A 19,397-nucleotide genomic window follows, 5' to 3' on the forward strand; every position below is an offset into this window, starting at 1 on the left:
TGCAGGAAAAAAATTAAGTTACCAAGCTGAAAGTGGTCCAGCAACAGTAATTAATCTTGTTGATATGGTAGGAGATGCGCAAACTTTGACGTCACTTGCAGTAAATGGTACAACAGGTAATTTGGATTATAAAGATGAAAATAATTTTGTAACATCAATTAATTTGAGTGCTGCTGTAAAAGAGCCTTGGTTTAGTTCAACAACAAAAGCGGGAGCAACTACAAATACGGAGAATATTTATACACAAGGCTGGGTAGGTATCGGGTTTGATACGCCATCTGGTAAAGCAGGTGAAAAACTGAGAATAAACGGTTCTATTACAACGGTTAATAGTACATATGCCGATTACGTTTTTGAAGATTACTTCCAAGGATACTCTGATATTAAAGCAGATTATAAATTTAAGGGATTAGCTGAAATCGAGCAGTATATTAAAACGCATAAGCACCTTCCAGGTATTACGCCGATCAATGAATTGGAAAGAACTTCTGAAGGATATTCATTCAATATGTCTGAATTATCAATCCAATTATTGGAAAAAACAGAAGAGATCTACTTGCATATAATCGAGCAAAACAACGCAATTATTGCAAAAGACAAAGAAATTGCAAAAATGAACGAGCGTTTAGAAAGATTAGAAAAACTGATAGAAGAAAACACAACTTCAAGCAATTCAGCTCCTGTGAGTTCAAACTAAAACAAAGAAAAAACACCTCTTTTATGAATAGAATAACTGAGGTGTTTTATATCGTTTTTAGTATAATTTGTCACATTTAAGATTAACACTTTAAATTAAAAAGGATGACCAAATTTATTTTAAAAATAGTTACTGCAACATTATTTTTTACTATTGGTAAACTTAGTGCACAAACCACAAACATAGGAGAAATAGCAATTTTGTCAGGAACTGACTTTGCTACGGTAGCTGATTTTGATAACAAGTCTACCGGAGATTTTATTAATGATGGACAATTTACAGTTTATTCAAATTATAATAATGATGGATTAGTAACTTTTAGTCCAAAAGAAGCTTCTGGGTTAACTTATTTTAAAGGTTTGGCTGGAGCTCAGACGATTTCAGGCAGCGAGTTAAGTGAATTCAATAATGTAAGGTTTGAAAATCGAATGGTTCAGCCTGCATTTTTATTGTCAACAGAAATTAGTATTCATGGTGTTTCTGATTTTTACAAAGGAGTAGTTTCTAATAAAGATTCTGGTGGGATAGTCATTTTTGAAGCAAATGCAGTTCATAAAAATACAAATGATGATAGTTATGTTGATGGTTATGTGGACTATATTGGGAAAAATGAATTTCAATTTCCTATAGGTGATGGCGGTTATTTCAGACCATCTGCTTTCAGTCAAAATAGCATTTCCAAAGACTTCTTTAAAAGTAAGTATGTTTTCGAAAATTCAAATGAATTGCGTCCCCGTATGCAAAAAGAAGAGTCGATAACTCTGATTAATCCCAATGAATATTGGAAGGTTGAAAGCAATCAAGCTGTTATAGATTTAGCTTTAACATTAAAATGGAACACTAATACAACGCCAGACGAATTAACTAGAGAAGATTCTGGATATACACTGGCTATTGTAAACTGGGATGAAGCACAAGCAAAATGGGTGCACTATACATCTGCTGTTGATAATCAAAATGAAACCATTACAGCAGCCATAAATAAAACAGGGATTTTTACAATTGGAAAAGTAAAAACCACCACCACTACTGAAGTAATTGTTTATAATGCAATATCTCCTAATGGGGACGGAAAAAATGATTATTTCAACATTGAAGGACTGGAAAATTTCCCTGATAACTCTGTACAAATCTTTAATCGTTATGGAGTAAAAGTATTCGAAACTACAAATTACGGCGCCAATGGAAATTGGTTTAGAGGTATATCCGAAGGAAGAGTTACCACAGCTAAAAATGAAGGACTGCCAACAGGAACCTATTTCTATGTCCTAAAATATAAAACCAACAATGGTGACTACAAAGACAAAGCAGGATATTTATACATCAGTAATAATTAAACAGTGCTGAATTTTAATGCTTTAATAATCTAAATGCACTCCTTATTGATAATAAGGTTGTGTCTTTATGTATTGATTTTATGATTTTAGATGGCAGTTTCAAAAGATACAGCCGCTGTAAATTTGCCCGTATTTAAATCCTTAAATCAGTATAGGATTAAATACAATGAGCAAAGTATGAATTATTTAAATATTTTTATATGATACAAAATGCTAACAAAAGCAATGCAATTGGATTTTGTTTTTTTATACTCTTTACTCTTTTGTTATGGTTTCCTGCAAAGATTATAGCACAGGAAAAGCAGATGCGACGTGTAACAAGCAACATAACAATGCAGGCCGAAAATAGTGCATTTGTACCTCTGGTTGGAGGAACAAAAGTAACTCCTCTATCTGCAGATTCAGGTGTGAGTACTGCATTACCTATAGGCTTTACATTTAGTACTGGTCGTGAAGATCATACTACCTTTTATGCTAGTTCAAATGGGCATATTACTTTTAATACTGGTATTATGGCGGCATTCACCGCTGCGCCAACAGGAAATACTCTTGCTTTGGCTCCCTTAACGGCGGATTTAAGTGGGGTAGGAGGAACTTTTTCTTATCAAACGAGCGGTGTTGCACCAAATCGAGTGCTTACGGCCGAGTGGAAAGACTGGAAATGGAATTACAACAGCAGTCAAAAAGTAATAAGCTTTCAAGTAAAAATGTACGAAGGAACTAATACTATTGAGTACATATATGAAGAAGGGATTAATATGCCTAATAATGGTGTTGCCGCAATTGGGCTTTATTTTGGTAGAGATGATAATTATGGTGAAACTCCAGCGCAACTATGGCTTACTAATTCTAGTACAAATCCAGGAACGTCAGAAACTTTTGTAAAACCTATCACTAGTCGTCCTGCAAGTGGACAGTTGTATCGTTTTATTATTGCTAATACTTTAATTGGTTACTACGGACAAACGGTTATTAATGCTCCTGGAGGTACAAATAGCAATGATGGAATTAGGCTTAATATTTCTGGAGCAGGAAATATGCAGATTGTAAGAAAGGGTACGGGGCAAATATATCAGCCTGGTAATAGTTTATTAGTAGGTACAACAAAACCATTTGATATACCTGGTAGTACGCATGGTTTAGCGCTTTCTATTGGCAGGGATATTTTTAAAAGCGGGACTTTGAGTCCTCAAGGATCTGTAGGCGATAAATACCTTGTTCCTATTACCAGTACGCAGCAATCGCTTATAGAATCGACTCCCGGACATTTTGAAAATACGATTAAAATGAAAGCAGAAAAAAATGGATTAACCTATTTTCTGGATGTAAAATATACTTATAATTATCCCGATCCATCTGTTACTATTGATTACAAAGTTACTATACCGCCAGGTAATACAGATAAAGTACAATTGGCACACGGCTGGGACACCTATTTAAGTGGTGGAGATTCGGGACCAGGATTTGTTAAAGGAACAGCTCCTAACTATGTAATGGGAGTGTTTAAGCAAGCGTCTTCTTCGTATGAAGCCTTTCAATATAAAAGCGGTGTAGCATGGTCGGGGTATTTTTCAGCTGCATACGGTCTACTTGTTAGTCAATTGAACCGATCGACAGCTGCTTATATGGCTTTTGGTAATTTGATTAATCCAGCTGCTGGCACAGATAATGGTATTGGTATTTCGATCGATTTTGGTACAGCTCCAGGTACTTTTAATAGTGAAAATGCTTTAATTTTTGCCTGTGAGGCAGGAGATGTTGCACCTAAATTAAGCACTGCAACTGCTAAACCCTGTTTAGGAACTACATTTGACTTAAACAGTTACCTAACTTCTGAGCCACCTTTAGGTGTAGAAATACAATGGAAAAATGCATCAGGAGTACTAGTTGCAGATCCTACAAATGTAAGTACGGCAGGAACATATACAGTATCGTTTTACTCAGACCTTTATGGTTGTTCTTCTCCAAGTGCATCGCTTTCCGTGTCGTTTGATGCAACTTGCGCCGTTTGTTACAAACCAGCCGTTACTACAGGAACCGTACTGCCTATTAAAACAATTATATCAACATTGGACAGAGTTGATACACCTCGTAATTATGCTGATGCAAGAACAGGAAGTTTGATATTAGAATCAAAGGAAAAAGGTTTAGTATTAACGAGAATAGCCTCTCCAGAAACTGCAATTACAGCTCCTGTAGAAGGAATGATTGTTTACGATACCGTAAATAAAGTTATTAAACTATACAATGGCACATCTTGGAAAGCAATGTCACAACAAGCTTGTCCAGATTAAAAAGATTTTGATTCTTAAGAATAATAAAGAAAAATAATTATGAAAAAAATCAAGTATATAATCGGTGCGTTTTTGATAGGATTAACCGTAAATGCACAGGCAGTTATAGGAAAAACAACTCCGCAAGGTTCTGGAATTGTCGATTTCAATGTGGGTGATAAAGCAGGTATTGTATTGCCATGGGTAACAACATTGCCAACAGGTACAGCCTTAACAGGTGGTGTAATGTTGTTTGATGCCAACTTAAAAAAAGTAGTTTATTATAACGATACTGCATGGGTTGATTTATCAAGAAAAACAGGAGCAGTCGATTTGTCTATTCAATCATCTGTGCCTGAGGCTGCAACAAAAGGAACTGTTGTTGGAGCAGAAAGCAGCAGCGTTGAAGGAGTTCTAGTTTTAGAATCGGCAGATAAAGCTTTGATTCTGCCAAGAATAGTTTCGCCGCATCTTAATATAGTAAAACCTATGGCAGGTACTATTTGTTATGATACTGTAAAAAAGATGGTTTGCGTCTATAATGGAACAGAATGGACATTCTGGAAATAAAAAAGAATAAAGTTATATAGAATTTGTTGTAATTTTTACAACATAGTTTGATCTATAAAAATCAGTTTAGTTAGTATAAAATCCCCTAATCTTAGGGGATTTTTTTGTTGTGTAATTTTTTGAACATACAAATGAAGATCAGTAATTTAATGAAGATTAAAGAGCGATCTTCATTTTTATTTTATTCAAAATAGACAACGATTTTATTGTCTTGTAAGACAATACTTTTCTTTTGAAAAAACACAGCCCTTTTATATTTTCCATCTCTTCCCCAACTAACATTTAGAACATCAAATGTTAATACAATGTTTTATAATCAGGTTGTTTTATTAATATAACCGTAACCTTGTCGACCTACCCTCATTTCTAATTTTACAGACATATTATAAAACAAAATACTGTAGTAAATGTCATTTTTAAAAATTGGAATACTTCCCCAAAAAACAATTCAGTTTAGCGTCTGTAGAAACCATTTTTATTTGGCTGATAATGCAAAAACAAATGGTTATGTATAAAAAGTTTACTGATGAAGAACTTGTTGATTTATTGAAACAAGGAAAAGACAAAGCGTTTGATGAATTGTATTTTCGATATCGCGATTTACTCGTTCGGTTTGTTTATATCAGAATGAAATCAATTCCTATCTCAGAAGAAATCGTTCAAGAAGTTTTTACCACCATTTGGGAACGCCGAAAAACCTTATTAATTCAAAAGAAATTTGCTGCTTATATCTATACTTCAGTTCGATACATGACTTTAGATTATATAAAATCGCATACCATAACAGATCAATATATAAAAGAAGTTGCAGACAGCAGTAGCGTTTTGTACAACAGCACCAATACAACCGAAGATTCGATTTATTATGACGAATTACAGCAAGCGGTAGACAAAGCCGCAGCACTGCTTCCAAAAAAATCTAAAGAAGTTTTTATTCTAAGCCGAATAAAAAATTATTCGAACAAAGAAATTGCCGACGAACTCAACGTGTCGATTGATACCGTAAAATATCATATTACGTATGCATTGAAATTCATGCGTTCCTATTTAGGAGAGTTCAACTGAAGATTTTCTAACCATTAACAAACTTAGATTTTCTTAACAGAAGCGTAACCTAAAGCGCCTACCCGAAATTTCTATTTCAAAGACATACTATTAAAGAGACAAAGACATTATAATGCCTGAAAAATTACATCAAGATATAAAACAGTTTTTAAAAGGAAAGCCTTCTGTAAAGGGAGAGGAATTATGGAATAATTGGTACGACCATCCAGAGCATTTATCTGAAGAAAATGAACTTATTGTATCAGATCGTTCTAAGTTAAAAAGAGAATTAAAACAAATTAAGAAAACACCAAAAGTAATTTCACTTCAAAATAGAAACTGGGCAATTGCTGCATCATTAACCTTATTAATGAGTATATCTAGTTTTTTTTATTACACCTCAAAATCAAACGGAGAGATCAAACAATATGCTACAAAGTTGGGTGAACGTGCTAAAATAACTTTGGCAGACGGAACTCAAATATGGCTGAATGCAGGAAGTCTTTTAAAATATCCAACAGAATTTAATGGAGACACACGTGAAGTTTACTTAACAGGCGAAGCTTTTTTTGATGTCGCAAAAGACAAAGAACATCCATTTATAATTCATACCAACAAAATGGATACAAAAGTACTCGGAACCAGTTTCAACGTTCAGGCATATCCCGATCACACAACACAAGAAGTTGCAGTTTTAACCGGAAGAGTAAATGTGAAGTCGACGATTACAGATGAAAATGTTTATGTAACTCCGGGACAAAAAGTGATTTTTAAATCCAAAAGCAACAAACTGCAAGCTTTTAAAGATGTGCCCGTAAATACGATTTCGTTATGGCGAAAAAATATAATGGTTTTTGAAGAAACCCCTTTACCAGAAGTTATTGCAACCATAAATAGGAATTATAATATTCCGATAGAAGTTAAAAACAAGAACCTAAATACACTTAAGATAAACGGTTATTTCAAAGAGCTTTCAGCAAATGAAGTAATGGCATTAGTATGCAATATTATAAATGCCGAATACAAAGTAGAATCAGGAGTATATAAGATTGAGTAAAAAGAAAATATCTGACTAATAATCAGATTTAAAAATAAACTACGTAGAAACAAAAAATCCAAAAACAACTAAAACAACAAGTCATGAATGAAAAACGAATGCGATGCGTCGTAAAGTTTCAAAGTATTAAAAAAACCGCTTGGTTAAAAGCAATCCTGCTTATTGCCTTGTTTTTTGCAAGTTTTACAGCAAATGCAGACAATAACAATACAAATAAAAGAGTAACATTAAAGGTAGAAAATGAAAGCATAAAAAATGTTTTTCAAAAAATTGAAAATCAAATCGATGTACATTTTATGTACGAATCCAATCAAATTAATGCCAATCAAAAAATTAGTTTAAAACTATCGAATGTAACTTTAGAACAAGCATTAGATAAAATTTGCAGTAATTTTTTACTTCGATATGAAATTGTAAACAATAATATCGTTATCAAGAAAACACAAAAAGTAGCCGCTGCAGATCAAAATAAAATTATTGTTTCTGGAACAGTTTTCAGCGGAGATGACAATATGCCGCTGCCAGGTGTGGGAATTAAAGATAAAAATTCAAGTGCAGCAGCAACTACAGATTTTGATGGAACTTTTAAAATGGAAATTAATGCAGCTGAAGCTTTATTAGTCTTTTCATATGTTGGTTACATCAATAAAGAAGTTAAAGTATCCAAAAGCGAAACCATTACAGTAAAATTAGCGGCTGATGTAAAACAACTTCAGGAAGTAGTTGTAATGGGATATGGAAGTGTTAAAAAGAAAGAAGTTCTTGGAGCAGTAGGTTCAGTTTCGATGAAAGAAACTTCAAGCAGAACGTACAATAATGCAGCTGAATTATTACAAGGAACTGTTGCCGGAGTTACGGTTATTAATGATGGAGGTGATCCAACTGCTTCGCCAACAATTAATATTCGTGGAATTGGTTCTTTGAACGCTGAAACTCCTTTAATTGTCTTAGACGGAATTATTTACAGCGGATCATTAAATACGTTAAATCCAAATGATATTGCTTCGATCAGCGTTTTAAAAGATGCCGCTTCCGCAGCGATTTATGGTGCAAGAGCATCTGGAGGTGTAATCTTAATTACTTCTAAAAAAGGAATTTCAGACCGTATTAATGTGAATGTAAATTATCAGGGCGGTTTTCAGAATGTGGCTAAAAAACTGGACGTTTTAAATGCTGCTGAATATGCAGATGCTATGAATACTGCTAGAGATAACGCTGGTTTACCAAGAATTCCTGCTTTTGATCCTGCTTTTGAACCAACTGCAAGAACAACAAAAACAAACTGGATGGATGAAATTTTCCGCACAGGAGAAATTCAAGATTTGTCACTTTCTATAAATGGAAAAACAGAAAAATCAAATTTCTTTCTTTCTGGAAGTTATAGAAAAAATGAAGGTGTTTTACTGAATACATACGGAGAACGTTATACTGTTAGAGCAAATACATCTTTTAAACTCGCAGACAATTTTACAATTGGAGAAAATTTATCGTATTCATTAACAGATGGGCAAACGGCTAATACAGCAAATGCTTATACAGGAGCTATTTTGGCAGCAGTATTTTATCCGCCAAATGCAACTATTTATAGAGAAGACGGTTCTGGGCAATTTGGAGGAGTTCCAGAAAAATATATTGGTTCTTACGGAGACGTAATAAACCCTGTAGCTTATTTAAAAAGACTAGACAACAGAAATCCTGTTTCTACCATTTTGATAAATCCGTATGCAGAATGGGAAATTGTACCAGGTTTAAAAGTTAAATCGAATTGGGGTTATACTAGAATTCAAGATAACGCAACTGATTTTTCAACAAAAATTACAGAACCGGGAAAAATCTTTGACTTTAACCGTTTGACAAAAAAATCAGCGACGACTACTGATTTACTTAGCGAACAAACTGTTTCTTATGAAAAATCATTTGGAAAACACAATCTTAAAGCTTTAGCTGGATATACGTATCAAGAAACAAAAAGAGATTTTTATACGGTTGAAGGAACAGGTTTTGACAGCGAAGATCCATCACAACGTTATTTGTTAAACGCAAAATTAATTCAACAAACAGGAGCAGGTTTATCTGATGAAATTATCTCATCTTATGTGGGAAGAATTAATTACGACTTCAATCAAAAATACTTAATCTCAGGAATCGTTCGTCGTGACGGAACTTCAAAACTATTATCAGAAAACCGTTGGAAAGTATATCCATCAGTTTCCGGAGGATGGTTAATTTCTGAAGAAGGATTTATGAAAGGTATCAGTTCAACTGTGAGCAACTTAAAATTACGTGCAAGCTGGGGGCAAATTGGAAATTTAGGAAACCTTGGACCATACCAGTTTAGTGTGCCTTTAACGCAGACTCAAGCTTTAATAGGAGCAACTCCAACTATTAATTATGGTTATGCAGAAAGCGAATTATCAAACCCAAATTTAAGATGGGAAAGCTCAGAGCAAACCAATTTAGGTTTAGATTTTACCATGTTCAATAATACCTTATTAGGATCTGTAGATGCTTATGTAAAAACAAACAAAGACATGTTAGTTCGTGATCAGCTGCCGGGCGTTTCAGGAACTCCGTTAGGAAGAATTGTAAACTCAGGAGATGTTGAAAACAAAGGTATCGAAGCAAGTTTAACCTATCAAAAAACAAGAGGAGAGTTTAAGTTTGATATTACAGCAAATGCAGCATTTTTAAGCAATAAAATTGTTTCTATAAAAGACGATTTAACTTCGCTGGAACCTTTAAACTTAAGCCGAGTTCGTAGTTTGCCTTTAGCGAATATTTATCAAGTAGGAAGCCCGGTTGGTGCATTTTACGGATATGCTACAGACGGATTATTTCAAAGTAATGCCGAAGCAAAAGCATATGTAAACTCTAATAATGTAGCTTATCAGCCAAATGCTGTTGCCGGCGATATGAAATTTAAAGATGTAAACGGCGACGGAGTAATTAATAACAGCGATAGAGTAGTGCTTGGAAGCCCGTTTCCTAAAACCACTTTCAGTTTAAATACCAACTTTAGATATAAAGGTTTCGATATGAATATCTTTTTAAGCGGAGCTGCCGGAAATAGTGTTTTCAATGCTGTAAAACATACTGGTTTAAACGGTTCTTTTCCAGGTTACAATTTATTAGCGGAATCTAAAAATGCGTGGTCACCAACTAATACAGACACCAATATACCAGTATTGTCATCGACAGACAATAACAACAACTTCGGTCGTATTTCTGATTTTTATATTGAAGATGCTTCTTTCCTAAGACTAAGAAACCTTTCTATTGGTTATACAATCAAAGAAAATTGGTTAAACGGAAAAGCTAAACTAAGATTTTTTGTTTCAGGACAAAACCTATTTACAATTACAAACTATTCAGGAATGGATCCAGAAGTTGGTCTTAGAAATTTCGGGATGGACTTAGGGAAATATCCACTTTCTCGAATTTACATGACTGGTTTAAACGCTACTTTTTAAAAAAAATAAAAATAACAAAATGAAAAATTTAAGTCTTTTATTATTAAGTTTTGTGCTGTTAGTAAGCACTTCAGCTTGCGAAAGCGAACTTGATCTTGTACCACAAGGAGCGCCGTCAAGCGGAAATTTTTGGAAAACTCCGGCAGATGCAAAAGCGGGTGTAAATGCCATTTATGATTTGTATTCTAATGATAATATGTACGGTCGTGGTTTTTTCTGGCTTAACAATGCCAGTGATGATATAGGAACAAAACCAAGACAAAACGCAGAACGTATTAAAAACTTTATTGTTGATGGAGCAGAGTCTGACACAAAAGACATTTGGAGACTGCATTATGAAGTTATGAAACGTTGTAACGATGTAATTCGTAATATTCCGAATATTCCTTTGGATGAAAAAACAAAAAACGGAATGTTGGGTGAAGCTTATTTCAATCATGCCGTAATGCATTTAGAAGTGGCTTATCATTACGGAGACGATCGTGCTGGAATACCAATTCAAGACAGAGAAAATCCAACTAATGTATATGTGCCGCGCGCTAAAAACGTAGCCGAAAACTACGCTTACATTGCAGCAGATCTTATTAAAGCAGCAGATTTATTGCCTTATTTTAATGAATTAACACCAGATAATTATGGTCGTGCACACAAAACAGCAGCTTGGGGTTATTTAGTTCGTACGTATTTGTATGCAAAAGATTGGGATAACGCCATAAAATATGCCAATATGATTGTTGCAAGCGGTAAACACAAACTGCTTGATAATTTTGAAGATGTATTTAAAATTAAAAACAACTGGTCTACAGAATACATCTGGTCAGTAACTTCAAGTTCTGAAAATACTTCTTTAGGTTCTATTTTTCCAGGCGTTTGTTTGGAAGATAAAGGATGGGGAGTTTACAATGGATGGGGAAATTTTTATCCAACAAAAGAACTGTTTGATACTTATGTTCCAACAGATAAAAGACGCAGTGCCACTATTTTACAAAAAGGAGATAAATTCACTTATTTTGGAGAAGTAGTTACTTTTAATGAAGGAAAAAATATTGTAAGTTCTAGTAATAGAACTGGTTATCAGTTCAAGAAATATATGGAGCCGTTTAGTTATCCAAAAACAACATCAGGCGGGATTGATATTCGTTATGTAAATGCAAATGGAGACAAACCTTCAACGGCACTTAACGTTCCGCTTTTACGATATGCAGATGTGCTTTTGATGCTTGCAGAAGCCAAATTAATGAAAGGTCAAAATGCAGATACAGAAATCAACATGATTCGTCATCGTGCAGGACTTGGAGATATCGCTGGAGCTACAATGGTCGATTTAAAAAGAGAAAGACGTTGTGAATTAGCAGGTGAATGGACAGATCGCCATTTTGATTTAGTACGTTGGGGCGATGCAAAAGAAACTTATGCTAAACCACTGCATCATTATAACGGAAGTGTAATTTATCCTGCACGTAATTTTAATCCTGCGATACACCATGTTTGGCCAATACCGCCAGATGAAATCGCAGTAAGTAAAGGAGCATTGACCCAAAATCAAGGCTGGTAAGTAGTAGTTTCATTTTGTTTAGTTTTTTTTACACTGCAGGCTTGTTGTGTAGTCTGCAGTTTGTAAAAAAGTACAATCAAATTTTAAATAGTGTAGACCAGTCTTTTCCCAAAGAGACTGGTTTGTATTTAAGTAAAACTTGTTATTCCCAGCAGATATAAATAATGCACTTTCAAATTACAACAACTTAATTTCTAATAAAGTTACCTACAGCTTTAAAAGAATAAAAACATTTTCAATGAAAAAAATATTCACCCTTTTTTGCCTTTCCTTTTTCCTCTTTGCACAAGCACAAGAGTACAGTTCATCAAACATACATTCGCATAATGATTATGCCGGTGCGTTGCCATTTTATGGAGCGTATTCTAACGAAACAGGTGTTATTGAAGCCGATGTTTTTTTAGTAAACAATGAACTTTTTGTATCGCATACTTCAAAAGAAATTGCGGCGCACAATACACTTAAAAGTTTATATCTAGAACCGTTATCTTCAAAACTAAAAAGTTTAGAAGGAAAAGTTTATCAAAGCGGTAAGCCATTAATTTTAATGATCGATATAAAATCTGATGCCGATTCGACTTTAAAATTAATCGTGCAGCAATTAAAGGCTTACCCTGAAATCATTTCAAATAAAAATATAAAAGTCGTAATTTCAGGAAACAGACCGCTGCCATCACAATACGCCAATCATCCTGAGTTTATTTATTTTGACGGAAGACTGAATGAAAATTATACTGCCGAACAATTGGCACGTATAGAAATGATCAGTGAAGATTTGAAGGAGTTTACGGTTTGGAATGGAAAAGGTGTTTTGACACAGGATGATTTAGAAAAAATTCAGTCAACAATTAAAAAAGTACACAGCCAAAATAAAAAAGTAAGATTCTGGGGAACGCAGGACAATGTAAATACTTGGATGACTTTAATGAATTTAAAAGTTGATTTTATTGGCACAGATAATGTTTCAGAATTGACGCATTTTATCAATAATATTAAATCGACATTTTATCAAAATACCGAATTTCACCAAGCTTACATTCCTAAAAATACTTCGGCTTTCGCCAAAAAGAAACCCAAAAATGTGATTCTTTTAATTGGCGACGGAATGGGTTTGACGCAAATTTATGCGGGTTATACAGCGAACAAAGGGCAGTTAAGTCTTTTTAATATTCCAACACAAGGATTTTCTATAACCAAAGCTTCAAATAGTTATATTACAGATTCGGCTGCAGGAGCAACTGCAATGGCAACGGGACATAAAACCAATAATAGATTTATAAGTGTTGATGAAAACGGAAAACCATTAGAATTAATCACGCAGCAATTAGCAGCAAGAAATTATAAAACGGCTGTTATCTCTGCAGGAAATATTACAGATGCAACGCCGGCAGCATTTTATGCACATCAGCCAGAAAGAAGTTACAGCGAACCTATCGCAAATGACTTCTTATCAAATCCTTCAGATATTTTAATTGGAGGCGGAAAAAATGAATTTAAATCTAGAAAAGACGGAAAAGATTTATCTAAAATATTGACTGAAAGAGGATATACTTTTTTAGATAAATTCAATAGTTTAGATACAATTAAAAACAGCAAATTTATAGTTTTAGACGATGCTGCAGTAGTTTCTATGAAAGACGGACGAGGAGATTTCCTGACTAAATCTTTTGCAAAAGCCACAAACACTTTATTAAAATCAAAAAATCCATTTTTTATAATGGCAGAAGGCGCACAGATCGATTACGGAGGGCACAGAAATAATGTTGAATATGTAGTTCGCGAAATGCTTGATTTTGATAAACTAGTAGGGCAGGCAATGGAATTTGTAGATAATAATCCCGAAACATTATTAATTGTAACAGCTGATCATGAAACGGGCGGACTTTCGTTAATCGACGGAAGTATTGAGAAAGGGTATGTGCACGGAAGCTTCAGTACAAATGATCATACAGCAGTTCCAGTTCCCGTTTTTGCATACGGTGCAGGAGCACAAAATTTTATGGGTGTTTATCAAAATACCGAAATCTACAGCCGAATAATAAAAGCGCTAAGTATAAAATAGCTGTTGTTAACTTCGTTTAGAATAGTGTAATAAAAAACAAAACCAGTAAATTTAACTTTACTGGTTTTTGTTTTTTTAGTGATAGAGGTAAGGTCAATTTGATCTTAAAATAAATTGAATCTTATCCTGTTTTTCTTCTCCTAAAATGTTTTCCAAATTACTATTCGAACTAAATAAACCATTTCGATCGTTGAGGTTTTGAAATTGAAATTCTTTCGCCTGCATTTTGGTTTTTATTGCTTCAATATTATTTGGCGCTTTTGTTTCTAATCGTATAAAAACAGATTGTGTTTCATAGCTGTCTTTTTGAACAAATTGAAAATGTGTAATTTCATCATCAGGACCAAGTATATCACTTATAAAATCTTTTAATACTTCATTTCGCTGTGGAGATTGAATCATAAAATAATGTACTAAACCGTCATATAATAAAGAACGTTCTTTTATCTCGGCCTCTTTTTCTGTACTTTTTAAACCACCGTTTATTATACAAACCACGTTTTTTCCTTTTATCTTGTCAGCATAAAAATCCAGCGCAGCAATACTTAATACACCTTCATGTTCTATATTCGTATCTTTATTATTGGCTAATTTTAAAATAGTAGAACAGATTTTCCCTTCTGGAATTTTTATTACATCTGTTAGAGTTTCTGTACAGATGTTAGAAGTCAGATCGTCTTGCTTTTTAATAGAAGCAGTGTTTAAATTGGAGTTCTTATTATCAAAAGAAAGATCGCTTTCATTTGTAATTTCAAGCGAAGGATTTTCTTGAGTTGTGACTCCAATGATTTTAGTATTAGGACTTAACATTTTAAATGCAGAGGAAATTCCTGCAGCTAAACCATCTCCTTCTAAAGGAACAAAAACGTAATCAATAGGATTTTGATATTCCTCAAGAATTTCCAGTCCCGCCGTTGCTTGACCAGCGATTACTTTTAAGTCGTCAAAAGGATGTATAAAGGCTTTGCGGTGTATCGAAGCATCTCCCAAAGCAATCGAATAAGCTTCTTCAAAATAATCACCGGTTAGAACTATTTTGATGTACTCTTTTCCAAATTTCTGAATTTGTTCCAGTTTTTGTTTAGAGGTATTTTTGGGCAGATATATTTTTCCCATTATTTTTAACAACTCACAGCAATAGGCAACTCCTTGCGCATGATTTCCGTCGCTGGCACAAACAATTCCGCGCTCTTTCTCTGTAATAGATAAAGAATTAATTTTATTATAAACTCCTCTGATTTTAAAAGAATAATCAGCTTGATGGTCTTCACGTTTTAATAAAACAACGGCATTATATTGCTTCGAGAGACTCAAGTTTTCTAATAGAGGAGTAGGAACAATTACAGCAGCTAATTGTTTTTGTGCGAGCTGTATTTCTTTAAATAAATTCATCTTAGCGTTGTGTTGTTTTTCGACTTAGTAGTTTTCCATCTCCAATAATTCTTTAGCAAATCCTTCACTGTCTTTAATCAAAGCAATTTTTGAACTTTTTACAAATTCGACAAGTTCATATTGATTAAGAATAGTCGTTAAATTATCTATTTCATTTTCCCGTGCCGTCACTTCAAATACAGTGTGTTTTTTTTCGATCGATAAAAAAGAAGCATTGTATTTTTTAAATAAAAGATCAAGACTTTCATTGTTTATCATCCTATCTGTTGGCAGCTTGTACAATGCTGTTTGTGTAGAAAAAACTTCCTCTGCAGTATTACAGTAACATCTAAAAACATCGATGATTTTTTCTATTTGATGTACCAAGTTTTGCACGATTTCTGAGGCTGCATTAATAACAATTGTAAACCGATGCATTTTATCAATTTCACATTCTGAGATATTCAGACTCACCAAATTAATTTTCTTTCTTAAAAACATTACGGCAATTCTATTGATTAGCTCTAGTTGATTTTCGGTATAAACTGTCAAAGTATATTTCTCTTCCATTTTGTTTGTGCTGCTGCTGTATTTAGTTGAATTTTTATTTAATAATTTTTATAAAAGCATTTTAGTTATTTCTTTTTAGCGCAAAAAAAAAACCTTTCTCGTTTGACGGAGAAAGGTTCGTATTACACAATATAATCCTAACTCGTCATGAGAGACAAATAATGATAATTGCGATAATAATTATAGCTGCTAAATTTTTCATGTTTGTTTTAAATAAAAAAACCTCCCGGTTTAGGGAGGTTTTAAAATCGTATGATGTATACTTCTTTATATAAAATCCCTTTACTAATATCAAATGATAATAATAGAATTGATAATAATAAAGATGTTAATTTGCGTGTTCATTTTTTATTTGTAAAGCGCAAATGTAGTATAAAAAAATATACGGGTTTTACTTTTTTTATTTTTTTAAAAATTACTAAAGATTAAAAAACAGTAAACGAAACAATTATAGAACTTTCTTTTCATTGTAAAATAGGAACTTTTGCAATTTTTGTTTTAGCATGATTCGTTATTTTATTTGAAATAAGAAAAGAAATTCTAAATCAATTCTGGATTACTTCCATAGAAACTCTTCTGTTTTTAATTCTATTTTCTTCAGAAGTGTTAGGAACTAATGGATCTGTTTGCCCTTTTGATTTTAAATGTATACGACTGTTTTCAATTCCTTTTCCTTGAAGATAATCTGCAACAGATTTAGCTCTTAACATTCCTATTTCTTGATTTCTTTCATCGCTTCCAATGTTACAAGTGTAGCCTGTTACCTCTAATACAGCCGTTTTATCTTTTTTCAGAATTACTGCTATCTCATCAAGATGAGGAATTACAGCAGGAGACAAATCAGTATTTCCAACGGTGGTGAAACCTACAGGCTCTTCAATTAAAATTATATTTTCGGCAGTAATTACTTCCTTCTTTTCTGGAACAGTTTCAACTACGACAGCTTCTGTTTTTTGTTCTACTTTTGGTTCTGCTGTAGTTTGTACGGCTGTCGGAGTACTTTCAGGCGCTGCAGGTAATTGTTTTTTCGTTTTAAGTGAAAAACCTAATTTAACCTGAATTCCTGCCGCTAAATAGTTGGTTTTTTGTACTACTTTTTCATTCTTAATTACACCATTCGGTTCAATCATATTTACATCCTTAGCACTATAAGTTACCAAATTAGAATCTGATTTACTTTTGGCTAGCTCGTTTAATCCGTAATCGAAGTAAACTCCAGTATAAAGATTTAAGTTCTCTTTTAATTTGAAGCTTAAGCCGCTCTCTGCACTCAATAAAATAGAGTTTGCAAGACTTGTACGAGTACTGCCTTCCCAGTTCGCTATTTTACCAAAACCGTGTGATGGTAAATTGTCTATAATAAGGTCTAAATCTGGATAATAACCTGACATCTGAATCTCAGAAGCACTAGCATTAGTTTTTAGTTTTCCTGGGAATAAAGCTTTTGCTCCAACTCCTAAATAGAATCCTGTTTTAGCCGATATATCTGTTCGATATTGCAAAAGGATAGGCACAACAATAGAGAAAAAACTTTGGTCTTCAGCATAATTCTTTGGACTTACGCGGTATTCAAAAGCTGATCCTTGATCATCTACTTCATACGAAGTAAACGTTGTTCCTTCATTTAAATTAAAAGAATTCTGACTGTATTGTCCTTCTATTCCTGTTGTAATTCCCCAATGCTTATTTAGGTAATACGTATAGCCTAAACCTATTCCAAATCCGGTTTTAAGTTTTGCATCACCCAAAGCACTGTCGTAAAGAATTCCAGATGGACCGCCATTAATTTTAATATTAAATTCTTGTCCTTTTACAGTACAACTAAATAAGGTTAAAAACAGTATTGTTAGTTTATATTGAATTTTCATTTTCTAAGTTTTTGATTTTTAACGTACCAATAAATTAATTGTTTTATGCTGACCGTTTGCCAATGACAATACCACCACATAAATTCCTGTTGATGAAGGTGCCGTAACGACCACCTTTGGACTAACATTATTTATCGTAGTTACTAATTTTCCGGATAAGTCAAAAATATTAATACGTGAGTCTTTTAATTCTTCTGCTGAATAGTCAGATTCAATTGTTAATTCGCTTAAGCTTCGAACTGGATTAGGATACAGTTTTATAGCTTTTGAAAAAGTTTGCCCATCAATTGTTATTGGACAGAATTTGATAACATTTCCATCTTTATCTTTGGCTTGTACTGAATAAGTACCTTTTAAAGGTTTCTCACTATAATACTGACTAGTTGCTCCCGGAATAAGCACTCCGTTTTTATACCATTGAAATGATGAGTAGTTTTTAGTTGAGTTATCAAATAACAAAGTATCCTCCCAGTATTGACTTATATTTCCAGACTGATTTACTTCGATCAATTTTGTAATTTGTACAGCTGGATTGTGGTTTTGATCTCCTTCTTGAGAAACTTTGATTGATGTTGTTCCAGCACGATTAATTTTTAAGACACCACCTTGAATAGCCGCAATTGATGAATTTTCTACTACATAAGATACTGGAAGTCCGCTATCTGAAGAGGCAGTAAGTTGTACTTGGTCTGTTGTGTTGCATCCAAAATCCAATTCTTGATTCCACTCAATTACCTGATTTGCTTTAGTAATTTTAAAATCAGAAGTTTTAAAATCAATTGTATAATTCGCCCCAGCACTTAAAGTTCCAAGTGTAATAGGATAAGATCCAGCATTCTCACCAGCAGTTCTAGAAAGTAAACCTGTAATAATTGAGTTGCTATCTCCATTAACAAATCCAGTTGCTTGGTAAGTTAGTTTTGGTTCTGCGTTTCCATATACTTTTGTTTGATCTGAAACTGCCACAACTTTTAAAATATTTTTTTGAGTAGTGAAGCTAATTTCATTTCCGTAGTTTACATAGCCAAATTTGCCAATAGAGTATGCTCGTACATAATATACTTTATTTCCTAACAAGCCTTCTACAGTTTTTGTAAATGTTCCTGGATTACTGCCTAGAACAATTTTAGAATCAGTGATTTTAGGATTAGCAACAGCAGCGAATACAAGTCCTATTTCTGAAGTACATTCTCCTAGATCACCATCAATTCCATTTTGACTGGCATTTACGTTTAAAGTAACACTAGAAGCAGTAAACTCAGTTGGAATAGAAGTAATTAAACCTATTGGACTTGAAGGCTGCGTAATAGTAAAATTCTGAGTCACACTGCAATTATTACTATCTGTTATAGTACAAACATAATCACCTTTTACAAGATTTTGTGCAGTTTGACTAGTACTGTCAGAGTTACTCCATTTATAAGAATACGGCGCAATTCCTCCTGAAATTGTAACAGCAGCCTCTCCGTTATCAGCGTTATAACAAGTAACATTTTTTTGAGTACTTGTAACTTTTAATACTG

Annotated in this window: 12 protein-coding genes and 1 pseudogene; 9 read left to right on the top strand and 4 right to left on the bottom strand. The window is 33.6% G+C overall.

What is annotated here, in order from left to right:
• The 9 genes and pseudogenes from BOW55_RS20890 to BOW55_RS18260 form a co-directional block, all read left to right on the top strand.
• Positions 1–697 (top strand): annotated as a pseudogene (locus tag BOW55_RS20890) (hypothetical protein); the annotation flags it as partial.
• Positions 698–801: 104 nt separating this feature from the next.
• A complete protein-coding gene (locus BOW55_RS18225; RefSeq protein WP_129025639.1) occupies positions 802–2,034 on the top strand; it encodes a gliding motility-associated C-terminal domain-containing protein in 1,233 nt (410 codons plus the stop codon).
• 200 nt (positions 2,035–2,234) lie between these two features.
• Positions 2,235–4,328: a hypothetical protein gene (locus BOW55_RS18230; RefSeq protein WP_129025641.1), complete on the top strand. Its 2,094-nt coding sequence runs from the start codon at positions 2,235–2,237 to the stop codon at positions 4,326–4,328.
• Between the two features lie 39 nt (positions 4,329–4,367).
• Positions 4,368–4,877, top strand: coding sequence for a hypothetical protein (locus tag BOW55_RS18235; protein ID WP_129025643.1), 510 nt, complete (start codon positions 4,368–4,370; stop codon positions 4,875–4,877).
• A gap of 423 nt (positions 4,878–5,300) precedes the next feature.
• Positions 5,301–5,942: an RNA polymerase sigma-70 factor gene (locus BOW55_RS18240; protein ID WP_241686609.1), complete on the top strand. Its 642-nt coding sequence runs from the start codon at positions 5,301–5,303 to the stop codon at positions 5,940–5,942.
• Between the two features lie 112 nt (positions 5,943–6,054).
• Complete coding sequence (locus BOW55_RS18245; RefSeq protein ID WP_129025645.1) at positions 6,055–6,978, top strand: FecR family protein; 924 nt, start codon at positions 6,055–6,057, stop codon at positions 6,976–6,978.
• Positions 6,979–7,061: 83 nt separating this feature from the next.
• A complete protein-coding gene (locus BOW55_RS18250; protein ID WP_129025648.1) occupies positions 7,062–10,448 on the top strand; it encodes a SusC/RagA family TonB-linked outer membrane protein in 3,387 nt (1,128 codons plus the stop codon).
• Positions 10,449–10,467: 19 nt separating this feature from the next.
• The gene (locus BOW55_RS18255; protein ID WP_129025650.1) at positions 10,468–12,003 is read left to right on the top strand and encodes a RagB/SusD family nutrient uptake outer membrane protein; all 1,536 of its coding nucleotides are present in this window, start codon (positions 10,468–10,470) and stop codon (positions 12,001–12,003) included.
• Between the two features lie 238 nt (positions 12,004–12,241).
• A complete protein-coding gene (locus BOW55_RS18260) occupies positions 12,242–14,065 on the top strand; it encodes an alkaline phosphatase (protein WP_129025652.1) in 1,824 nt (607 codons plus the stop codon).
• 93 nt (positions 14,066–14,158) lie between these two features.
• On the opposite strand, the gene ilvA is transcribed toward BOW55_RS18260, so the two are convergent.
• The 4 genes from ilvA to BOW55_RS18280 all read right to left on the bottom strand — a co-directional run.
• Positions 14,159–15,457, bottom strand: coding sequence for a threonine ammonia-lyase IlvA (ilvA, locus tag BOW55_RS18265; RefSeq protein ID WP_129025654.1), 1,299 nt, complete (start codon positions 15,455–15,457; stop codon positions 14,159–14,161).
• A gap of 24 nt (positions 15,458–15,481) precedes the next feature.
• A complete protein-coding gene (ilvN, locus tag BOW55_RS18270; protein WP_129025656.1) occupies positions 15,482–16,006 on the bottom strand; it encodes an acetolactate synthase small subunit in 525 nt (174 codons plus the stop codon).
• Positions 16,007–16,551: 545 nt separating this feature from the next.
• A complete protein-coding gene (locus BOW55_RS18275; protein WP_129025658.1) occupies positions 16,552–17,874 on the bottom strand; it encodes an OmpA family protein in 1,323 nt (440 codons plus the stop codon).
• 18 nt (positions 17,875–17,892) lie between these two features.
• Positions 17,893–19,397 (bottom strand): MBG domain-containing protein (locus BOW55_RS18280; RefSeq protein ID WP_129025660.1); only part of this gene is annotated, 1,505 nt, incomplete at its 5' end.

Origin of the sequence: Flavobacterium sp. YO12 (assembly GCF_004119495.1) — a bacterium.
Classification (GTDB): Bacteria; Bacteroidota; Bacteroidia; order Flavobacteriales; family Flavobacteriaceae; genus Flavobacterium.